The organism is Paenibacillus sp. cl130, assembly GCF_900116035.1.
Taxonomy (GTDB): Bacteria; Bacillota; Bacilli; order Paenibacillales; family Paenibacillaceae; genus Paenibacillus; species Paenibacillus polymyxa_B.
Window position 1 is genome coordinate 158,335 of the sequence record NZ_FOYG01000007.1, and the last position, 21,386, is coordinate 179,720.

The window sequence follows — 21,386 nt, forward strand, 5'->3', positions numbered from 1 at the left end:
GATAACTTATAAATCAAAGACTGCTTCGAGCCTTTTCCATGTAAGCTATTCAATTTAGAATCAAAAGAGAAATATGCAGTATTATTGGCGAATAGGAGAAAAAACATATTTACTATCAGTAAATTGTCTCCTCCGTCACTTATATGAAAAGAACGAACATACAGTGAATAAAAAAATAGATAGGTCAGAATTGAAAAAAGGCGGCCTTTGTATCCAATTAAATAAAAAATAGTAACCACAATTCCTAAATGATAGATAAAGTCAAAAAATAAAGCTGATGAATTCAAATTATATAAAGACCATGTTAATGACTTGTACCCAGCAGAATATATATTAATTCCAGATTCGTGCCAAAAAAAATATCTTTGTTTATAATGAATAAAATAATTGAAAAGTAATATCAACCCGATACATATCCGAAGGATACTTGTGCCAATAAGAAAGCGTTCATTCATAAAAAAATTACGGTAATTCAACAACATCCTTTACAACTCCTTTCCAACCATATACGACATTATCTTCTTTCACTTTAAAATGAAGATCATCTCGCTTTGAATATGGAATTGCATCCGATATTGAGGTCATAAACTGGACATCGGTTATTTCATGTTTCAAAAACTCTCTTTTCGCAAACGCAGAGGCATAGCGGTATATGATTTGTTCAACTTGATCCGAATCCTTTTCTAAAGAAGCATTTATTTCTTTGGCGACATTATCTTTTTTAGATATTTTCTCCATTAATTTATATGTTAGATCATCTTTTCCTCCTATATATAATTGATGTATGTATCCACTTCCAATTCTGAGCATCCTATTATAAGGTGAAAATACTGTCGTCTCATTCGTCCTGATCATAGGTTCAGTAACATCATACCAATTGCTTATAACAGTTTTGGTACTGCCCTCCCCCTTATACTTCACACGTACATATAATTTTAGATTTTGAGTCATAGGCTGGGGAGCAAATAGATGCCAGTTTTGTTGAAAAAACCGTCCAACATAGTTATCAGTTACTGATTTCAATGAAACAGAGACCGGGTTAAGCGGTCCAGCGTGAAGAAAAATAAAGAAGAAATGAACCATCAAGAACAACGATAAAGAGAATAACGTAGCATTTAAAATAAACGCTTCACTTCTTTTTTTCATTTAAGCAATCACCTCTTTTAAATAACATCAGGGAGAGAGAAATATAAAAATCTGATCCTCTCCCTGATGTTTCAGCTATTTATCAAAAATTACATCTGCATTCTCTACATCACTACTAGAAGCACCTGTACCTAATAGACTTCCTAAGCGGGTCGCTTCCCTCAAAGCATCCTTGTTAGCTTCATAAGCTGCTTTACCAACTTGTACTGCTTTACGAGCAAGGGATGCTATTGCTTGAGGCTCAACAGCAGCACCATTTGCATTCACGCTAATTAAAGGAGAAGAATTTCCAGAGGAAACGTCATAATCAGAAGCGTAAGAAGCGCTTAAACTTACAGTAGAGAAGGCTGTGATGGCTAAAGCTAGACTAAGTATTGTTAATTTTTTCTTCATAGATAATTCCTCCTAAGATGGTTAGTAACAAAATAATTTCAATTCCTTAGTTTTATGACTTTTTTATCATAAATACTATTATTCAATATAATTACTTAATATATCACTCCCTTCCATATTTTATATCTTATTTTCCCTTGCCAAAAATCATAAGCATAAATTTTTAGTAATTAAAATTAAAAATTATTTCGGATTATATCCTATTCCAGCAGGTGTCGCGCTTCATTTTAAAATCCATCAAAAGAAGAAAACAGCAATGTCTACAAGTTCCAACAAACTCTGTGCCTTAAATAGTTTTATGTCTACATTTGGTCTACAATAAGGGTGACTAAAAGCAAAAACCCGCTCAATGAGCGGGTTTCAGTATAGAGACATGGGGATTTGAACCCCTGTTCCAAACTTTTTGATATACATTAAAATTGCTACTCCTCAAACTCTACGACCCAAGATTTAAAGAGCAATTAGTTTTACCCATTTCAAAACTATCAAGCATTATTTCTTAATGTCAACATGTAATGTTCCATTGATCGTAGTTGAATTTACTGTAGCTCCCAGAACTTCCGAAACAAATCTAAGAGGTACCATAACCCGATTTGGATATTCCGGCATAATGGGAGCACTCGGCATCATCTTTTCTTCATCGTTCACGTATGCAACTTTGCTACCCACGGTTAATCGTATAATTGTACCATTCTTCGATTTAATTGTAACTTCTTGTGTAGGCATGTTCCATGAGACAGACTCTCCTAGCCCTTCAATTATGAATTTAATAGGAACATATACGGTGTTTGTGGATCTCTCTATATACGGACTGACGTCTGTCGTCAAGGTGCTATTATTTTCGTTTGTGGCTCTCTCTAGAAATGGATCTAATGTCAAAGCGCTGTTATTTACAGAAACTTCAACATTATAACTAAATTTAGATCCCGCATGTGCTCTCTCAACTGAGACTAAAGAAACGAACACAAAGATAACAGCTAAGGGTAAAATTATACGTTTTAACATGGTTTACCTCTCTCTATTTATCGACTAGACCCTCATTGAGGAGCTAAAACACCACCTATGCATCCTGTATTCAATCTTTCCTTACTGACAGTGAACAGCGCTCAACATGCCTTATGTGGTGATAAAGATGCCGTATTTTCCGCCAACTAATTGCCACCAGAATTTCGATTACATCATTTTAGCAGATTGTCACTTTAATACATTTTACCAAAGAAGTAATTGCATTTATTCTCCACTAAAGCCTTTGGCCCATTCAGCAACCCTACGACTACTTTCTTCTTCTGACAAATCCTCGATTCTGGTCATAATAGACCATCTTACTCCACAAGGATCCAATATACTTCCGAATCGATCACCTGAAACAAAGTTTGTAACTGGTTCCCTTACTTTCGCTCCTCTTGCTACCGCATTTTCAATGACCTGATCCACATTCATGACGTAAATTCCGAAAGAATAACACGCATTGTCTTCATCTGGCGGCAAGACCAATTGATATGCCGGATTCGCTGCTCCCAGCTGCAAAAAACCATTTCCAAAATCTAATTCAGCATGAACAATTATTTTATTGCCATTCTCATCAGGATATTCAGTAATATCCTTAACCCTTGCATTGAAAACCGTTGTATAGAACTCTATTGCTTCCGAAGGATTCTTCACGGTAATAAAAGGGGTAATAGATGTAAAGCCGTTGGGCATTCCATTCTTTGTATATTTACCCGACACTCCCATATATTCTCTGCTTTCAGTCATTTTAACTCCTCCTTTAAATGATCGTAATAGTTCAATTTTATGCTCATACCTTCATTGGATTGAATTCATCAACTCATAGTAATATTTGGATTCACGAGTTTTGTTAAGACTATACCAGGCTTCTAATGTTTTTGAAGAAAACACACCCAGAGCTTTTAAGACATGTACAGAAAACTCCAACGGAGCTGTTCCAGATGCAGTGATCAGTTTTCCATCCGTTACAGCAGACTCCACTTTGTAATAATTTTCGCCCGTGTAGTTGGGACAGATCATTTTAAGGTATTCCAGATCATTGCTTGTATGCCAACGTGAATTCAGCAATCCTGCCTGGGCAAGTCCCATGGTAGCACCACAAATCGCTGCAACCCATATCCCTTCCTCTAAACACCTCTCAGCGATTTTTAAGATGGGTTGGTGAATGGTTTCTGTCCATGTATCTCCACCGGGTAAAATCAATGTATCTGTGCTTTCAATGCTGCACTCATCCAGTGTGATGTCAGGCAGGATTTTCAATCCGCCCATTGTAGTTACAGGGGTCTTTTCCATTCCCACGGTAACTATTTTTGATGGGACCAGCCCCTTTTTATAATATCTCCCCGAGTTCAGTTCGGCAGTTAAGTAACCTGTCTCCCAATCTGCCATGGTGTCAAACACATAAAGATATACTGTATTATTCATTTGCAAATTCTCCTTATTTTATAATTCATCGAGTGATACCAATCATCCTTCGGTAATCAATGATTATCATCATTATAAAAAAGCTTCACTGACATCTGCTGTCAGTGAAGCTTTTAACGTTGATAATATTCCATTAACTCCGACGCAACAGCAACAAGTTTTTCCTTCAAACTCTGTGGTTCGATGACTTGAATGGATTTCCCATAGGGTAAGAGTAAATAAGGGACATATGTATGAAGTGATTTTTCCTCAAGCAAAAAGATGGCTTGATTGGATGTCCGCTCTTTCAGATGATGCCCCAAAAACCAATGCAGACATAAGTCATCCAATGCCTCTGACCTGCCTCCGATAGTTAAAGAAATTAAACTGTCCTTGCCCACTAAATCAGGTAATAGATTTTGCATAAAAAATTCACGGGCTGAAAAAGCTTCAGAACGCTTAAATATGATTGGAGTACGCTTGATTTGTAGAATTCGATCTGCCCGAAAGCAACGGATCTCATTTCTTAGGTGACAAAATGCAACAGTATACCATTTATTGTTCCAGTAGACCATTCCATAGGGGTCTATCACCCTATTCTTGGGTTGTTCTTCATGGCTTGTGCGATAATCCATTTCTACAGAGAATTCGTTGGCTATAGCCTGTTCTAATTCCGCCAATACCGGCTGAAGAGAAGGGTCTCCCGTGCGGTTAATAACTTCAAATCCGGCTAAATGACGGCTAAGTATACTTTCCTGCTCTTGATTCGAATACATTTTCAATTTTGATGTCGCATTGTCTAATGCCTCACTCAAAGGGTATCCAGCTTCTTTTGCAAAAATAGCAGCATGAAGGAGTGCCTTTTTTTCCTCAATATCAAATAGCAGAGGTGCTCTGATAAAATTATTCAGCAAGCTATACCCGCCATTATGACCTGTGTCGGATATTATAGGCACTCCACTGGCACATAGTGCATCAATATAACGATAAACTGTCCTTATATTTATTTCTAACTTTTCGGATATTTGTTTTGCAGTCATTTTTACGCCCGAATTCAGCATCCATAGAATGGCCAGCATATTATCGTTTTTTGGCATAACATGAACCCTCATCTTTCATTTAAGCTCAATCTTATATATATCTTTTTATACTCCCTCTTACCACCTATTATATACTTTTTTCCACCTTATACTTCCCTCTCATATCTTCTAATTCCAGATTTACACATAGTAAATACCACTTCCAATGGTTCATTCTGTAAACTAAATCTCTCTTTTAACCGATAAATACATATGCTGGGTTGTTTATTAAATATCACCTCTTATTTCTTAATATCAAACAATCCCCTTAATACATTACATATCTATCTTGACTCACAGTTTGTACTCATCTGCGGCTTCTATAATTCAGAAGCGAATTCAAGATGACGTGCTTTACTTGGAAATACCCATCGCATCTAGAAAGGAGTCATGAACTCACTTGAGCGTTTTATCAGATGGGATCGGATATGAAAGCCTACGCTTTTATGGTCCCTTTCAGCCATTACACATCGAACAACTTCAAATAACACGTGCCATTAATGATCATGCCTTTTTACATATCAGTGGCATGCTCTCCGAAGAACAAGGAGCTGTATGCATCGGACAGGATATGGAGCAAGAGCCCATTGTGATCCGTCAGTTGAATGATCAGGGACAATCGCTGAGAAGGCTGTTCCATGGGATTGTTACGCATATGTCCGTACACTGCGTGCGAGGCGTGTATACGTTTGAACTGGAGGCCTCTTCCCATTCGTACCAAATGGATATTAAGCGTAAAAGGCGCTCCTATCAAGATATTCACCGCACCTATGATGATCTGGTCACTGCGCTGATTCGAAAATATCAGTACGGAGATGCCATTGATACAGTAAGCAACTATGCCAAACTGGAGACTTTTGTTTTACAATATGAGGAGACAGATTGGGCGTTTTTAAAACGTCTCGCTTCTCGCTTTGGCTCCGTACTTGTGCCAGAGGTAACCGCAGCCTCGCCCAAGGTTTTCTTCGGGATGCCCGAAGGCAAGCAGCATAAGGTGGAGCGAGATGTATTTTATCGAGTACGAAAAACGTTTCATGAACTGGATACGGAAAAGCCAGGCGAACGTGCTGGCTCGTATATCACCTATATGATCGAAAGCCTGCAATACTATGCGCTGGGCGACCTCATCACGTTACCCATTGGACAAGGTAAAGAACTGGTCGTGGTTCGAGCCGTGACCACATTAACGGATGGCTTACTGCGTACTCGCTATGATCTTCAAGCCGAACAGGATATCCGATATGCCCGTTATGCAAACGATCAGGCTACCGGGATTTCGTTGACAGGAACGGTACTGAAGGTACAGCAGGATTTTGTACAACTTCAACTGGACATCGACCCGAAACAAGATCCTGCCAAAGCCTACTCGTTTCCCGTAGCCACCCGTTATGTCGCGGAAGAACACAGTGGCTGGTACGATATGCCTGAGATTGGGGAACAGGTGGAGTTGTATCTGCCTACCCACCGCGAACAAGATGCCTATGTAACGGATTCACTGCGACAACAACGCCACACAAATGGACAGTCGAATGTGAAGGTATGGCAACATGTACAAGGTAGCGGCGTAGAAATGTCTGAGCATGAACTAACTCTATCCACCTCCGGTGAATTTTCCATTACACTGCATGAAGGTAACGGCATTACGATCGACAGTCCGGGGAATGTGCAGATTCAGGGTGGTCACGTGAAGCTCGATGCAGGCGAGGAACTTTCGCTCGAAGCTGGAACGGCGCTGTATCTAAAAGGCGGAGCCAGCAGCATGGTACTGGATGGTGAGACGGATACCAAAGCTCCGGTGATATATCAGGAAGGTACGGTGAAAGCTCCTGTTTTCGTGGCCGACCTCCCTCCTGTGCCTGAGCCACCATTGATGAGCATCAAAGCATACGAGGCGGCGCAAGCTCCATCGACAGCTAAGACATCATCAAGCAGCACTCCTACCGCCAAAGTAACAAGTCCGGCTGCACTTCAACAGGCCAACTCTTTGTTGGGTACGGTATCCAAGCTATTAGGCTCCATTCCAGTGATGGGAAAAGTGGCTGGTGTTGTTGCGGGAGCGCTAAGTGGACCTGCGGCGGGTGTGATTCTGAAAGCAACCGCAGTGATCCCTGTTCGGAGCAAAGGAACCCCTACGATTGGAGGCGGTAAGGGGAACGGCATTCATCCGTTGAAACACTTGGCTGGTTTAGCAGTGCAAGGGTTGATTACTCAATACGAGCATGAGCAAGCGAGACATGCCTACTATAGCAAATGGATTCTAGGAAAAGTGTATACAAGCGCACGTCATATAGCCCATTCCGGTGGCCCATTAGAGCTGATTCAAAACTTGCTGTCAGCATCAAAAACTATGGTTCATGCCTATCAACAGGTACCTAAAAGTGTTAAAGATAGAATGCTGAGGGAATATAAAGAACAAGAAAAAGCTAGAACTGAAGCTGCCCTTAAAGCAAAAAAAGAAGCTGCGCCACCAGAGCTGACAGAAGAAGACTACGAAAGAATCTGGCAGGATTATCTTAGGGCAGCATATACCGAAGACTTTACACCCAAACTTAAACCGGGGAGTTATCGAGGAGAAGATGGTCTTGTACGTACTCGTGACGGTAAACCGGATCGCCAATACTATAGTGAATGGAAACATAATTATCCCGGCGATTTCTTCATGCTAACTAGGAAGCAAGGAGTATCTGAAGAAGAGAAGAAATGGATGTTCTATGCTATTATCACAGAAAACCCTCTTATGTTTGGTGGTCGAGGGGGGATAGACCATACTAAAGAATTAAAGGGGATACTTTCAAAACTGGGTAGAGGAAAAGGGTTCTTTAATATTTCTTCTGGAGTAAGTGCAAAAGTAAGAGTCCAGGAATTATTAGCGAGACAACAAATAGAAGCTAGAGAAAACATAGCTAACCCAAAAAATAACCAAACTCTTGAAACCAAAGGCTACAAACCACAACCAAATGAAAGGTTAACAACGAAAAACCAATATAAACAACAGGATCAACAGGCAAGGAAAACGCTACGAGAGACTGCCTCCAAGGCAACTAGAGAAGAAAATAGTAAAATTCAAAAGAAGGTCATATATAATGTAGCTAAGAGTACAAATACAAGAAAATCCTCAAATATAAAAGAATATTTAAAAAAGGAAAAAGAAATTGTTAAATCATCAATAACAGCAACTCCCGAGTTGGAGACTCATATAAAACATAGAGAGTTTGTGGATAAGAACGGAAAAGAGCACCCAAACAAAAAAGGAATCGTTGGTGCACACAATAGTGAGGAGTTTTATAAAAATGATGTAAAAGTAGTAAACGAGTATAAAGTGTATGACGTGAATGGTAATGAAGTAAGGGGAGTTAAACAAGTAGAGTATAGCATGCCTGAATTAGATCCTAAAACAAGACAACCGACTGGTACTTATAACAAGAAGGTGCTAAAGAAAACTATTTATGATCCTAATGTTATATCTGATAAAAAATATATTGAGAGAGGTATCGAAGCTGCGAACAATGCTTTAACAAAGGAGACGTCAGGAACTTTACCTCGTGTTTGGATGGGAGTAGATTCAAAAGGAGTATCATGGGTCGGATATTATGAAGATGGAAGAATAACATCGTTATTCCCAACCACACCTTAGGAGGAATGAAAAATGAAAAATATTTTAAATTCTGAAGATTTGATTAGTATTGAACACTTGCCATTGGAAGGGCTGGTGAATTTTTGCTACTTATCAAATTCATTTAAAGATGCAATGAAGTATTTAAGTAGGGAAGTAGGTTTTGGGACAGATTTCGGCGGTTTTACCTTTTGGAGTGATCTTGATGAAAGTGATAAAAGTTTATATCATGAAGAGTTCAAAGGTATTGAAATCGAGTACGGAGATGATTCGATAATTATTGCTTATGAAAATCTATATTATTATTTTAAATTAGCAGCAAAGAGATACATTGAAAAAAATCCGCAAGATGAGCAAGAAATCGAAAAGTATCTTAAAGAAATGAGAAGTAACCTAAATGTAGAGCAGGAAAATTGATTTATAAATTTTATAAGAATTAACTATCAGTATGTATATTGTATAACACCATATGTATAAAGATTTCTCCATTTTGATAGTACGTACAATTTATACCCCAAATAACGCAATAGCATTACATTGAACAGGTCGACTATGGTCAGATACCACCATGATTGACCTGTTTTATGTTATATTCGTTTTTTTCACAGTTTTTCAAAATCCTTCAAACTGTAGAGTATACCTCCCCGATAGGGAGAGTGAAAGGATAATACTGCAACATCCAAGCAATATAGGCCAAAAACTATAGTGCAAGGATTAGAATAGTTCCGCAACAATCAGAACAGCATCCGTATTAGACTTTACTGCTAAGTGCATATTTGCTTGAGTATAATATATAAAACTTATTCCAATAGAGTTAGGGTTGGAGCTATCTAAACGTATAGAGAGATAGCAACTTTCCCTGATAATATGCTACAACCATAATTTTAAGGAGGATATTTAATGTTTGAAGAAAAAGTAAGAGCAATCTTGGGTGCACGGGCATTACTTGATGATAACGATCCAAGAATAGAATAAAAATGGGATGAATTAATTAATTTACTCAGTGAAGATGAAAACTCAACTTTGAATTTCTTGCAGATATGCAATAAAACAGAGATTTCATTTTTAAGTGGGTTTTCGAAGAAGTGGCGTACAATTTACAGAGCAAAAAGTATATCGACATATTATATTCTTTAGATAAGAGATATCCAGACTTAGATTTAATAAGACATATTCACACCGCTGAGAGCTACATGGATTATCGATTTGAAGCTCACAGTATCGATTATATCAATATTTAATAATTTACAAATTTTACTGTATAATACCTATTCCAACTATCCCTTCGCTTTTTACGCGTACGACAGCAAAATATATCACTTAAATAGTGGAAAGTAGTTACATAGAATAGGTCAGTTATGGTGAGAACCATCCATAATTGACCTTTTTCTCCACAACACCGTTACATTTAAAATAGATAACCCCCATTAGAATGGATATAGTAAAAGCTAGCCACCCTAAAAAAATTATTTTAGTGAAGTTCTTGTTCTCCCAAGCAAATAGTCCAAAATTTAATTTCACACAAAAGAACAATGGCTCGCAATCATCTTCAACTCAAACTAGACTCACACAAAAATGCACCCCCTAGCAATCACCGGACAAACCAAGAGGTTTGTTCCAAGTTCCAATGTCTACACTAGGGGGCACTCTTCTAATCTGGGGAATTTGTTTTATCCCTTAACCGACCCGGCCGCGATCCCTTCCACAATTCGGTCACTCATGATGAGAAACACGAGCAAAATGGGCAAAATGCTGATCATCAACGTAGCTCCGATAGCTCCCCAGTCGGTCGTATATTGTCCAATAAAGTTTTGGACGCCTACAGTCAGTGTTTTGTTTTCGTCCGAGCTGATGAACGTATTGACGAAAATAAACTCATTCCAGTTATAGATCATGTTAATAATAGATGTCGTTGCCATGACGGGGGTTGTCATGGGCAGTATGATCCGAAAGAACATCCGGTTGACGGAGCAGCCGTCCATAACGGCCGCTTCTTCCACTTCACGGGGCAAAGCGTAATAGAAGCCCAGCAAGATCATCATCGTTGTCGGTAGATTAAAAGCAACATACGACAGGATGATGGAGAGTGAAGTGTCTGTTAAATGCAGTTTGAGAAACATACTGAACAACGGAATCAAGGTAGAATGGACCGGAATCATCAGTCCGACCATAAAGAGCCCGAGGACCAGTTGGCTTCCTTTCCACCGCATACGCGTAATAGCAAACGTTACAAAGCTGGCTAGCAGCACCGTCAACGCCACGGATATGACCGTAATCCACACACTATTGAAAAAGTACCGCCCGATATTGCCGCTGGTCCACACATTCATATAGTTCTCCCAATGCGGCTGGGACGGGAGTGCAAACGGCGGAAGGTTAAACACTTCCTGATTATTTTTAAGCGAGAACAGCATCAGCCACACCAGCGGTAAAAGCTGCGTCACCGCCAAGATGATTAAAATGATATACAAAGCGGCATAACCGACCCGAGTTAACATTTTGCCGCGGCTAGCGACTCCAAGCGGATAGTTGGCGGCTGCCTGGGTTTTCATATCCGTTCCTCCCTCTTCCTGTCCTTTGTTACCCTCATCTGTTTGCAAGACTGGATTATGAATACTGGATGGTTTCACTTGTGGCCGTAACCTTACGGATCAGCCACGTAGCGATCAGACAGATGAGCAGCAGGGCAAAGGCTGTAGCGCTGCCGTATCCAAAATCAAAGCTGCGGAATGCCTGGTGGTACATGTAAGAGGCCATCACTTCACTGGCTCCATTCGGTCCACCGTCCGTCATGACGTAGATAAGGTCAAAATATTTGAGCGAGCCGACAATGGACAATATGATCGTAACGTTAATCACCTCGCGCAGCAGGGGCAATTTGATACGAGTCGCAATCTGCCAGGCACTGGCCCCGTCGATCCGGGCAGCCTCCATCAGCGTTTCGGGAATGTTTTTCAGCCCGGCATAATAGATCAGGATATAAAATCCTGCATATTGCCAAATAATCGGAATGAACAAGGCCAGCAGCACCAGAGACGGATTGGCTAACCATTCAGGCGGGTTGTGAACTCCAACCGACGTCAGTAAGGAATTGAGCACTCCGTTCGTTGGATGATATATTTTGAGCCATAGCTGTGCGATCGCTACAGAAGACAGCAGCATGGGAATCAGATAAATTTTCCGCAGCAGATTCGCTCCCTTGATTTTCCCTGACAAAATCATCGCAATGGCCAGATAACCGATCAGACTAATTCCTGAAAACAAGGCCAGCAGCAGCGAATGCCATGCACTTTGCCAGAACGCTTTGTCTGTAAACAGATGTTGATAATTGTCCAGCCCCACAAAAGTCATAGAGCCAATTCCATTCCACTGATTCAAGCCGTAATAGCCGGTCAGTACGATGGGTACATATATAATAGCGAATAGCAATAGTAGAGAAGGCAATACATATAGAGCAATGACGAGCTTATTCGACATGACCTTTTCCACGGTCGGACCTCCTTAGGTGGTCAATTTCAATTTCCTTTCTCGATGGCAGCCTTATGCTGGTCGGCAAATTGTTGCGGTGTCACCGCTTTACCAAACAACGCCTGAATCATATTCAAATGCACCTGCGCTGCATTCGGCTTCATCTGTACATCGGCGAACAATGTAATGCTGCTAGCTTGATTCAGTCCGTTCAGCAAATCGACATACAGCTTGGGCAAATTTTCTTTGGAGGTGTCCACTTTCGTCGCCGGAATAACGCCTGCCTGTGTGACCGATTGTTCTCCCCATTTGACTACGAAGTATTCAACGAACGCTTTGGCCTCTTCTTTCACCTTGGAATTTTCCGAAACGAACAAGCCTACTCCCGGACCTCCTACCCAACTGTTCTCGTTGCCCTTGCCGCCTGCAACCATCGGGAATTTAAAGAAGCCAATTTGATCTTTAAATGCTTGTGGGATTGCGGGATTGGTCGTAAAATTCGGCAATTCCCAAGTAGCCATCAAATACATAGCTGCCTTATCGTTCATAAACTCGGATTTTCCCTCATCATTGGACAAGCCGTTAAATCCTTTGTTAAAGGCATTCATATCCACAAGCGTCTGGACTTCGGAGGCCGCCTGAATTAAACCAGGGTCATCGAACGATCCTGAACCGTCAATCGCTTTTTTCAGCGTTTCGTTACCCGCTATACGCTCTGCCAGATACATGTACCAGAGCGAGCCAGTCCAGCGGTCTTTATTGCCCAATGCAATCGGTGCAACTCCATGATCCGTAAGTGTTTTCACAACCTGCTTAAACTCGTCAAATGTCGCAGGTACCTTCAAGTTGTATTTTTGGAATATGGCTTTGTTGTAATAAATAGGTGTTATGTTCAATTCAATCGGAAGCGCATACGTTTTGCCATTAAGCGCATAAGCTTCGGTCGTTCCTGGTACAAATTTGTCCTTCAGCTTGGAACCATTCAACAGGTCATCCATCGGTGTAAATAATCCACCTTTAACGTATGGCTCCATAAAGCCCGCTGCCCAGGTGATTCCGATATCCGGCAATTCATTGGAAGCTGACAGCACTTTGAGTTTGTTTTTATATTGTTCATTTTCCAGCACTTCCTGCTGAATGACGACATTCGGATGATCCTTTTGGTATTGATCTATAATCTGAGTCACAAGCTTGCTCTGCTGTGCCGAGCTTCCCTCTGGCCACAGGTGCATCATTTTGAGTGTAACCTTTCCCCCTTCTCCACTGGAACCGCCTTGACCATCCTTACCAGCACCGCAACCGGATAGCACCAGCATGAATGACAGCAGCAGGGTCAACCCAGCAAACCATTTTTGATGTGAACGCTTACGTAAACCATACTCGTTGGACATCGTTAGACCTCCGTTTGTTGTATTTATATTTTTTGTAACCGTTATCATTTGTAAGTTTAGCACTCCATTCCTGCTTCCAACAGGGTACGCTCATTGGGTATAATTCCACTTTTATTGGGTTTGATCTGCCTATACGTCAGTCGATATTCTCCGGCCCTGTACGCATCTGCTGCCTGTAGCGGCTGGGACTTACCCCCTCGGTCGCTTTGAATACTTTAATAAAATATTTATCTGTTCGGTAGCCTGATCGCTCGCCGATTTGGGCAATCGTTAACTGGGTATGCAGCAGCAACTCCTTAGCCCGTTGGATCCGTAGCCGATGCAGATATTCGCTGAAGGACAAACCACTTTGCTCCTTGAATAAAACACTAAAATAGCTGGCATTCAGGTGTGAATGCGCGGCAGTCTGCGCCATCGTAATGGATTCGTGAAGATGCTCCGCCATATAGGTGAAGGCACGTCGTACCGGATCACTAAGAGTAGTTGCCTGGAGATCAAGCTCTAGCAGAACAGGGTCAGCCAGCTTGTCCAGCTTCTCGTACCGCTGCCGCTCCTCTTCCAGCCGAAGCGCTTCATTGACCGCATTCAGCAGCTCCTGCTTATCAATCGGTTTGAGCAAATAATTGACGGCTCCCAGACGAAGAGCCTGCTGGACATAATCAAACTCCGCATAACCCGAGATGACAATGATCGCTGGTCGTCGTGAATCCCGTTCCAGAGAGCGGATTAAATCCAGCCCACTGAATTCCGGCAACCGGACATCCGTAATCAACAGATGAACTGTCTCCGCTCGCAGTATATTTAATGCTTCCAAACCATTATCGAATGTTACAATCCGGTATTTCCCGGCGGCCCATTGCTCCAGTGTCTGGTGTATCCCCTGACGTGTTCGCTGTTCATCGTCTACAATGACAATGGTTTTGGATGAAACACTCATTCCTACCGCCCTCCATATTCATCAGGAATTTCAAAAGCGACCACAGTTCCTTCCTGCTCAGCACTATGTATCAGCACACCATCCGTTGAATAAGATGCGCTGTCATAATAAAGAGCAAGCCTGCGCTGCACATTCACTAGTCCCATACCGGTTCCCTTGCTCTGGCAGGCTGCTCCCCCCATCAACGCTGTACGCACAGCTGCAAGTTCTTCCAGTGTCATTCCAGGTCCGTTATCTATGACCGCGATCTTGGTCCAACCCGTTCTGGTCGAAGGAGTGACACTAATTTCAACACGGCCGTTGCCGATGCGATTTTCGACACCATGCAAAATGGCATTCTCTAGAATAGGCTGGATCAGCAGTTTAGGAAGCGGAATTCTGGCTGCCTCCGAAGGCATATAAATTTGCCAGTTCAGACGTTCACCCAGACGCATCTCCATCAGTTCCAGATAACGACGGATTTGCGCCATTTCTTCCCCGAGTGTCACCCAAGAGTCATGGTGAGCAGGTTCGATAACATAACGAAACAGCCGCGACATGGACACCATCAGCCCGGCAAGCTCCTCCTCTCCCTTCTCCTGTAGCGACCAGTTGAAAGCATCCAGCGTATTAAAAAGAAAATGCGGATTGATCTGCGCCTGCAGAGCTTTAAGCTCGGTTTGGCTTTGTAAAACCTCCTTCTCGCAAATAACACGGATCAATTCATTAATATCGACAATCATTGTGTTGTACTCTGCGTTCAATTCTCGCAGCTCGACTGCTGCTGCCGGTTCTGGATTCAGGGCCAATGCCCCTTCCCGTGAACGACGCATCGCCTGAATCAAGTGACCTATCGGTCTTGTAATCAACGTAGACAACATAAAGGACATGAACAGGAATAGCACGGCACCAAGAGACGCAGAAATGATAAGTGTAGTCCGTAAAACCGTAATTCCGTCTGTGACGACGCTAACCGGAATCAGGATCAGCAGCGACCAGCCCGTCCGCTCCGACTGCTGAACTGCCTTCACATATTCCCGCTCCCCAATATGAACCGTCTGTGTCTTGCTATACAGTACACCTGACAAATCCGTCTGTTTCATTGGTTCACCCGACAGCAGCTGGCCTTGACGATCTACAAGCAGCATGGTTTCATCCGCTTCTTCATTGACTGTTGACGCACCATTCAGTCCAAAATAACTTCGCTCCATACGGGTAATCAAGTACCCTCCACGTGAGAACCAGCGATCCACCAGGCTCACCTGCCGAATTGCCAGCAGTGACCGGGAGTCTTCGGGATCAATGCCGATCCAGACCAGTCTTCCTTTCATCTGATTCGCTTCCCGGATGTCTGCCTGTCCAATACGTTCCTCCAGACTGCCCTCTCTAATCGGAAACAACATCTTCCCTTCGGCGGTATACAGCTCCAGCGAGCCGACACTCGGCATATATGCCTGATAGCTATGCATCACTTGCAGTAGTGATTGACGCTGTCCGAAATTCACCTTGCCCCCGTTACGCTCCTCCAGCAAAATATGCTGAACAGACGGGTGATTCGCGACCTGCTCCGTCAAGCTGTCCATCTGGCCGATTAATGCATCCAGCCTACCGCTTGCTTGTACCGCAGTCTGACCAATATGTCGCTCGGCACTGTCTTTTAACAGGTGAGACACATTGAGATAAATGAACGCCCCCGCCACACTCATCATAATGAGCATCACCAGTATAAATCCGATAAAAATCTGATTACGTAATGTGTTTAATGGCTGAAACCTTGACCTTGAACGCATATGCCTTCTCCCCCTGAACCATCGCAGAAAAAATGGGTGATGATAACGCTTTCCTTTTCCTATTCTATCGCATCGTTCGTCTTTGTTGGCGTATTTTCAGCAGAGATTAATCAAAATGGGCAGGAATGCTATGAAATAGAAAGGTCGTAGGGTAAACGAAAAAAAATGACTCCCGACAAATGCAGGAGCCATCTACTGACCAGTTACACCGAAGCTTCTTTCAAATCACCCAAACTAAGGTACCGTCCAGGCTCCGAAACTTGTATATGAAATGGGTATCCTATTGGAGCGCAGCCAAAATGCGGTCGCACAGCTCCATCGTTTTCACGTTATCCCGTCCACTTGAATCAGGCGTCCGTCCTTCTTGGCAGCAGTTCATGAAATGTGCGATTTCACCAACAAAACCGCGCAAGTACAAATCACGGTATCCGCCCGACATCGCGGAAGCTGATGGTGTCAGAACCGTATCATTTTCCGCAAGGGATTTCCAAGGAAGCTCTGTATGACTCTCCGACTTGTGAATGATCAGTGTATTCACCTCATCCGCGTTCGCAAAACCATGATCAAAGGTTACCGTGAACCCTTCGCTCTCGCGTGTCCAAGCTGTCATACCTGCGAAGTATAGGCTACCCACTACACCATTTTCAAATTTCAGGGCAATCGTATGGGAAATACACTCACCGTTATCGTTCGCAAATCCGGTAACCTGCACCACTTCTCCGAACAAATAACGTACCAGATCGACCATATGAACCGCCGCCAGCTTCATGAAATCTTCGCCAGTTTTGCAAAACAGGGTACTGTCCACGAGGAATTTCGCCTGAAACGAGCGTGCGGCTCCAAGCGAGCCACCCTCAATCAATTCTTTTAATTTTATGTATACAGGCGCGTAACGCTTCATGAAACCGACCATCAGTACGACACCCGCTGCTTCTGCCGCATCTGCAATTTGGGCCGCTTCCTCGGCATTCCAGCCCAGTGGCTTGTCTACAAAAACATGTTTTCCAGCCTTAATGCAGTCCAGTACGAGCGAAGGATGATCTGCCGCTTGTGCAATCACGACAACTCCTTCACAGTCTTCCTGCTCCAGCATAGCCTTGTAATTGTCATAAGGTGTGCCACTGCTTCCAAACCGCTGGAGTGCCGTCTTCGATCTGCTTAGATCTCTAGTCGCAATCGCCTGAATTTCAGCACCTGCCCCAATAACAGCAGGATATATATTCGTTGAAGCGTGAAAGCCAGCCCCGATAAAACACAGCTTCGCCTTGCTCATGTTAGTCCCTCCCATGTACACACTAAAATAATCCGATCCCATCGTACCATATTGCCGAAGTATATATACAGTGGCATAAAGATAAAGGACATGATTCTTAAGGAGAACAAGATAAAAAAACCTTAACAAAGATAATCCCTTATCCTTGTTAAGGCTCTGTCTGTATCACCAGCAACAATCCTTAAAAATACATTCAATTACAGGGTTCAGACATTATCTTGTGGATAACGAAGCCCATTTTTGCTCCAGCCACTGATCAAATTCAGCACCCTTGTCACCTTCATAGATGTCATAAATATCGACTCTCATCTTGTGCAGCTTCTCGCGAAAATCGTTATAGGTATGGTCGGCTGGCAAGCTTTTTTTAATCCGCACCAGAATCTTCGTCAGGCCCTTAACAAGCTCACCCTCTTTGCGCACAGGCGGCTGTACATTCTCGCCCCATTCCTGAAGTCTGCGGTAAGCGGCTTCCTGAACGGCATATACCGTATCATTATTCAAACGGTGTGTCAGCAAGTCAATCGTCTGCTGGTTCTTCCATGCACCCAGATCATTTACCGCGGCTAGGCGTGTTTTCCAATCGGAGGTTCGGTTTGCAGCTACTTTGAGCTGCTCATATACATCTGCAAATTCTTGCTGAGTTTCGTTGTTTTCCAAAATCATCTCATCCTTTTCTAAAAATCACTATATTACTGTTCATCACGATTGCCGTTTGTTAAATATAACATACTTGCAGGTCTTCTTCTAAAAAAAGATAAAAAGAAATGTATCGGACATGACATGGTCAGAAGGCGTTCATTCGCCTCTGTTGTCTGCCGCTGAAAGGCATCGTAAATTCCTCCAGATATCGGGGTAGATAAACCGTATTTTGAAAGGGGAATTTACAGAAAATCTGCACGTGCTGGTGTAAATGCATCTAGCAGAATACCGCCATCCTCCAGTGGGATACAGCCATGAAGAGTATCGGATGGAAAATGGATGCTGTCTCCTTCTCTGACAGTCTGCACTTCCTTTGTTTCGCCATTATCGATCATGAACTTAAAGCTTCCCTTTATTACATAAGTGACTTGTTCATGGACATGCTTATGCAACAGGATCTCCCCTGTTTGGGCTTTAGCAAACATCACTTTGACATACATAAGCTGGTCACTGTGGGCCAGCACTTTCCGGGTGGTATTACTGTCAACGATATCAATTTGAATATCTTGATCGTTAAAAAACATGGATAATTCCTCCTCTTTTTAAGGCACAAATGATTTAGATAAGTTATTTTGAAAAAATTCATAAATCGATTTAGTTTAAAACCAACGGAAAATAAGCCAAAGTACTCCGGAAAGGGTAGTAAAGTCGGGATCGGCGAACGTTACCCCTTCGGCACCCAAAAAAGAAAAGAGCGGCAAGGTGAGCGCTGGCAGCAGACAGAGCAAGAATCCATTAAGACAACTGGAAATAACAGCTCCTCTGAAACCACCGCTGGAATTGCCGAATATCGCGGCTGCACCACCAGCGAGGAAGCAGGCCATGATCCCTGGCACAATGACAGGCAATCCGATAAACGGGAAAAGAAAGACGCAGGCAACGCCTGTGAAGAAGCTGACCAAGAAGCCTACCAACGCGGAATTGGGTGATTTGTCGAACAGTACCAGAACATCCACACCAGGGATTGCTCCAGGTGCGAACACTTGGGAGAAACCTTTGAAAGCGGGTACAATTTCAGTTGTGAACAGCTTAACACCTGCTTTTGCGATATACAAGCCGGCAGCAAAAATAGCTGACTGTTCGAGGATGAAGACGATATATTCTTTGCCATCCGATAATTTGCTGACATAATCAGAACCAGCAACCAGTCCAGATACCAGTAAAAGCACAAGCATCGTCAAGGTCGTTGCAACATTGGGGTCGCGCAAAAAACTGATGCGGTCATTAATTTTCACATTTTCGGTGTCATTTTCACGGTTGCCAAAAACTTTCCCTAAATAGGTACCTAGAATGTAAGAGGTCATGGAAGCATGAGCAATCGTATATTCATCCGATTTAATAATGTTTTTGCTGGCATTCCGGAGTAGGTAAGGAAACACCGCCATATAGCCCCCAATTACCAAAGAACCGACGATAATCGTAGTTAGCGAACTGAGACCCAGACCTTTCATAACGGCTGTAGCGGCAAAGCTCATAAACAAAATCAAGTGAAGAGACAAATAAATGTACTTGAACTTGGTCAGGCGTGCAAGCACGATGTTAAGGATCATGGAAAAGAGCAGAATGAGTGCAGCATCCGCCCCGATCTGATCAATGGTCAGTGCCATAATGGCTTCATTGCTTGGTACGACACCTTTAAGGTTGAAGGCATAAGAAAAAATTTGGCTGAAGTTAGTGAGAACGCCACCTAAAATTCCGCCGCCGACCTTGATCATGGTGAAGCCCATAAAAGAAAGGGTAGTTCCCGTAATGATCTCTGATACTTTCTTCCTCTGGAATATAAGGCCGAGTAATGTCACAATCGCGATAATGATGGATGGCTCCCTGATAATGCTCATAAACATTTCCATAGTGATCTCCGACTTTCTTTTATTTATTTTCCATTCTTACTAAATCGATTTAGTAATACTCGAAAAAAATTTCCCTCTCGGGAATGTAAAAAGAAGCAGAATCATTTATTGTGAATTAATTCACAACTCACTCCATACATTATTCGTTAAGCTTCATTCCTCCCCTCTCTTCAATCGCAATCATTACTAAAATCAGGACATACATAAATGAAAGGGTATTCATGACTCGAATCATAAGATCATTATAGCTCTTTATTTTCTTTTTACAATAGAATTTATAAAAACGTTTTCAAAAAGATGAAAAGGACATATTCAATCATTCAGTTCAGTTTTTGGACAGATTCTCTGTGGTTAATGACCGGATTCATTCGGATGATTTCTGACATATCCTCATGATCCTGTTCTTTTTGATCAATTTTCTCCAGCAGTAGCCTGGCACTTCTTTTCCCCATTTCAAAACTCGGCTGGGAAACGGTTGTGATCGGCGGATTATAAAAAGATGCAAAGGATACATCATCTATGCCAATCAAGGAAAAATCATTAGGTATGGTCAGATGATTATTTTTTGCATAAATCAGCACCTGCTCCAAAATCATGTCATTCGTAGCAATGATTGCGGTGGGCGGATTCTCCATATGGAATAGTTGTCCAATCAGATTAGGCATTTCATCCAACCTGCCGCTTTTGATATAGTTTTCATTCACTGGTATGTCATGTTTGCCCAACGTATTTCGATAACCTGACAGCCGCTCACTTCGTGTGGTAATCGCTTTTTTGCCTAAGGGGAACGTGATAATCCCAATGTTGTTATGACCATGCTCAATGAGTGCTTCAACCGCAAGCTCGCTGGCCTTTTCATTATTCAACAGCACTGTGTCTACACTGATTTCATCGATTTTTCGGTCCACAAACACGAAAGGATAGCCATTCTTGGCAAGGGAAACATATAATTTCTTGTTCTCTTCCGTCGGGAAAATGATAAGTCCATCCACTTGCCGAGCAATCATCGACTGGACATACTTTTTCTCTTTGAGCGAATCATCATCGGTATTGCAGACAATGACCTGGACATTTTCCAGTTGGCATTCATCTTCAATTGCACGCACGACTTCTGTTGTAAATCTCGATAAAATGGTTGAAGAAATAACCCCCACAATGAAGGTCTTCTTCTGCTTGAGACTACGTGCCACCTCATTAGGTATATAACTGAGATCCTCAATCGCTTGCTCGATCTTCTTCTTGGTGTTTTCACTCATATAGTTGTATCTCTTTTGCAGAAACTGCGAAACTGTACTCTTCGACACCCCGGCACGTTCTGCAACTTCCTTCATCGTTGTTACCATAATTACCCTCCTT

At 42.4% G+C, this 21,386-nt stretch carries 18 protein-coding genes; 2 read left to right on the forward strand and 16 right to left on the reverse strand.

The window, feature by feature from the left end:
- Positions 1–462 precede the first annotated feature (462 nt).
- The 6 genes from BM358_RS19265 to BM358_RS19290 all read right to left on the reverse strand — a co-directional run bounded on the left by BM358_RS19265 (position 463) and on the right by BM358_RS19290 (position 5,048).
- Positions 463–1,146: a DUF5819 family protein gene (locus BM358_RS19265; protein WP_028542218.1), complete on the reverse strand. Its 684-nt coding sequence runs from the start codon at positions 1,144–1,146 to the stop codon at positions 463–465.
- A gap of 75 nt (positions 1,147–1,221) precedes the next feature.
- Entirely contained in the window at positions 1,222–1,539 is a 318-nt protein-coding gene (locus BM358_RS19270; RefSeq protein ID WP_028542217.1) for a hypothetical protein, read from the reverse strand.
- Positions 1,540–2,031: 492 nt separating this feature from the next.
- Positions 2,032–2,544, reverse strand: a complete 513-nt coding sequence (locus tag BM358_RS19275; RefSeq protein WP_028542216.1) for a copper amine oxidase N-terminal domain-containing protein — start codon at positions 2,542–2,544, stop codon at positions 2,032–2,034.
- 225 nt (positions 2,545–2,769) lie between these two features.
- Complete coding sequence (locus BM358_RS19280; protein WP_028542215.1) at positions 2,770–3,294, reverse strand: VOC family protein; 525 nt, start codon at positions 3,292–3,294, stop codon at positions 2,770–2,772.
- Between the two features lie 51 nt (positions 3,295–3,345).
- Positions 3,346–3,972 (reverse strand): type 1 glutamine amidotransferase family protein, encoded by a 627-nt coding sequence (locus BM358_RS19285; RefSeq protein ID WP_028542214.1) that lies wholly within the window; start codon positions 3,970–3,972, stop codon positions 3,346–3,348.
- A 113-nt stretch (positions 3,973–4,085) separates the two neighbouring features.
- The gene (locus BM358_RS19290; protein WP_028542213.1) at positions 4,086–5,048 is read right to left on the reverse strand and encodes a helix-turn-helix transcriptional regulator; all 963 of its coding nucleotides are present in this window, start codon (positions 5,046–5,048) and stop codon (positions 4,086–4,088) included.
- Positions 5,049–5,430: 382 nt separating this feature from the next.
- On the opposite strand from BM358_RS19290, the gene BM358_RS19295 reads away from it, so the two are divergent.
- Both BM358_RS19295 and cdiI read left to right on the forward strand, forming a co-directional pair.
- Positions 5,431–8,664: a contractile injection system protein, VgrG/Pvc8 family gene (locus BM358_RS19295; protein ID WP_081819228.1), complete on the forward strand. Its 3,234-nt coding sequence runs from the start codon at positions 5,431–5,433 to the stop codon at positions 8,662–8,664.
- A gap of 12 nt (positions 8,665–8,676) precedes the next feature.
- Positions 8,677–9,060 (forward strand): ribonuclease toxin immunity protein CdiI, encoded by a 384-nt coding sequence (gene cdiI / locus BM358_RS19300; protein WP_049828469.1) that lies wholly within the window; start codon positions 8,677–8,679, stop codon positions 9,058–9,060.
- Positions 9,061–10,313: 1,253 nt separating this feature from the next.
- Here the strand turns inward: cdiI and BM358_RS19310 are convergent.
- From BM358_RS19310 to BM358_RS19355, 10 genes are all read right to left on the reverse strand, one after another.
- The gene (locus BM358_RS19310) at positions 10,314–11,195 is read right to left on the reverse strand and encodes a carbohydrate ABC transporter permease (RefSeq protein WP_028542212.1); all 882 of its coding nucleotides are present in this window, start codon (positions 11,193–11,195) and stop codon (positions 10,314–10,316) included.
- A 55-nt stretch (positions 11,196–11,250) separates the two neighbouring features.
- Positions 11,251–12,132 (reverse strand): carbohydrate ABC transporter permease, encoded by an 882-nt coding sequence (locus tag BM358_RS19315; protein ID WP_028542211.1) that lies wholly within the window; start codon positions 12,130–12,132, stop codon positions 11,251–11,253.
- 26 nt (positions 12,133–12,158) lie between these two features.
- The gene (locus BM358_RS19320; protein ID WP_028542210.1) at positions 12,159–13,502 is read right to left on the reverse strand and encodes an extracellular solute-binding protein; all 1,344 of its coding nucleotides are present in this window, start codon (positions 13,500–13,502) and stop codon (positions 12,159–12,161) included.
- Positions 13,503–13,638: 136 nt separating this feature from the next.
- Positions 13,639–14,439 carry a response regulator gene (locus BM358_RS19325; protein ID WP_023989783.1) on the reverse strand — a complete coding sequence of 267 codons (801 nt, stop codon included), beginning with the start codon at positions 14,437–14,439 and terminating at the stop codon, positions 13,639–13,641.
- Positions 14,440–14,441: 2 nt separating this feature from the next.
- Entirely contained in the window at positions 14,442–16,208 is a 1,767-nt protein-coding gene (locus tag BM358_RS19330; protein ID WP_028542209.1) for a cache domain-containing sensor histidine kinase, read from the reverse strand.
- Between the two features lie 280 nt (positions 16,209–16,488).
- Positions 16,489–17,481 (reverse strand): Gfo/Idh/MocA family protein, encoded by a 993-nt coding sequence (locus tag BM358_RS19335; protein WP_028542208.1) that lies wholly within the window; start codon positions 17,479–17,481, stop codon positions 16,489–16,491.
- Positions 17,482–17,694: 213 nt separating this feature from the next.
- Positions 17,695–18,138 (reverse strand): HEAT repeat domain-containing protein, encoded by a 444-nt coding sequence (locus tag BM358_RS19340; protein WP_028542207.1) that lies wholly within the window; start codon positions 18,136–18,138, stop codon positions 17,695–17,697.
- 224 nt (positions 18,139–18,362) lie between these two features.
- Entirely contained in the window at positions 18,363–18,704 is a 342-nt protein-coding gene (locus BM358_RS19345; protein WP_028542206.1) for a cupin domain-containing protein, read from the reverse strand.
- Positions 18,705–18,779: 75 nt separating this feature from the next.
- Positions 18,780–20,024 carry a PTS ascorbate transporter subunit IIC gene (locus BM358_RS19350; protein ID WP_256253377.1) on the reverse strand — a complete coding sequence of 415 codons (1,245 nt, stop codon included), beginning with the start codon at positions 20,022–20,024 and terminating at the stop codon, positions 18,780–18,782.
- Between the two features lie 326 nt (positions 20,025–20,350).
- Positions 20,351–21,373: a substrate-binding domain-containing protein gene (locus tag BM358_RS19355; RefSeq protein ID WP_028542204.1), complete on the reverse strand. Its 1,023-nt coding sequence runs from the start codon at positions 21,371–21,373 to the stop codon at positions 20,351–20,353.
- Between the last annotated feature and the right edge of the window lie 13 nt (positions 21,374–21,386).

Bases quoted from the DNA above. Each gene is read 5' to 3' on its own strand.
- BM358_RS19265 (WP_028542218.1), bottom strand. From the start codon at position 1,146: ATGAAAAAAAGAAGTGAAGCGTTTATTTTAAATGCTACGTTATTCTCT.
- BM358_RS19270 (WP_028542217.1), bottom strand. From the start codon at position 1,539: ATGAAGAAAAAATTAACAATACTTAGTCTAGCTTTAGCCATCACAGCC.
- BM358_RS19275 (WP_028542216.1), bottom strand. From the start codon at position 2,544: ATGTTAAAACGTATAATTTTACCCTTAGCTGTTATCTTTGTGTTCGTT.
- BM358_RS19280 (WP_028542215.1), bottom strand. From the start codon at position 3,294: ATGACTGAAAGCAGAGAATATATGGGAGTGTCGGGTAAATATACAAAG.
- BM358_RS19285 (WP_028542214.1), bottom strand. From the start codon at position 3,972: ATGAATAATACAGTATATCTTTATGTGTTTGACACCATGGCAGATTGG.
- BM358_RS19290 (WP_028542213.1), bottom strand. From the start codon at position 5,048: ATGCCAAAAAACGATAATATGCTGGCCATTCTATGGATGCTGAATTCG.
- cdiI (WP_049828469.1), top strand. From the start codon at position 8,677: ATGAAAAATATTTTAAATTCTGAAGATTTGATTAGTATTGAACACTTG.
- BM358_RS19310 (WP_028542212.1), bottom strand. From the start codon at position 11,195: ATGAAAACCCAGGCAGCCGCCAACTATCCGCTTGGAGTCGCTAGCCGC.
- BM358_RS19320 (WP_028542210.1), bottom strand. From the start codon at position 13,502: ATGTCCAACGAGTATGGTTTACGTAAGCGTTCACATCAAAAATGGTTT.
- BM358_RS19325 (WP_023989783.1), bottom strand. From the start codon at position 14,439: ATGAGTGTTTCATCCAAAACCATTGTCATTGTAGACGATGAACAGCGA.
- BM358_RS19330 (WP_028542209.1), bottom strand. From the start codon at position 16,208: ATGCGTTCAAGGTCAAGGTTTCAGCCATTAAACACATTACGTAATCAG.
- BM358_RS19335 (WP_028542208.1), bottom strand. From the start codon at position 17,481: ATGAGCAAGGCGAAGCTGTGTTTTATCGGGGCTGGCTTTCACGCTTCA.
- BM358_RS19345 (WP_028542206.1), bottom strand. From the start codon at position 18,704: ATGTTTTTTAACGATCAAGATATTCAAATTGATATCGTTGACAGTAAT.
- BM358_RS19350 (WP_256253377.1), bottom strand. From the start codon at position 20,024: ATGTTTATGAGCATTATCAGGGAGCCATCCATCATTATCGCGATTGTG.
- BM358_RS19355 (WP_028542204.1), bottom strand. From the start codon at position 21,373: ATGGTAACAACGATGAAGGAAGTTGCAGAACGTGCCGGGGTGTCGAAG.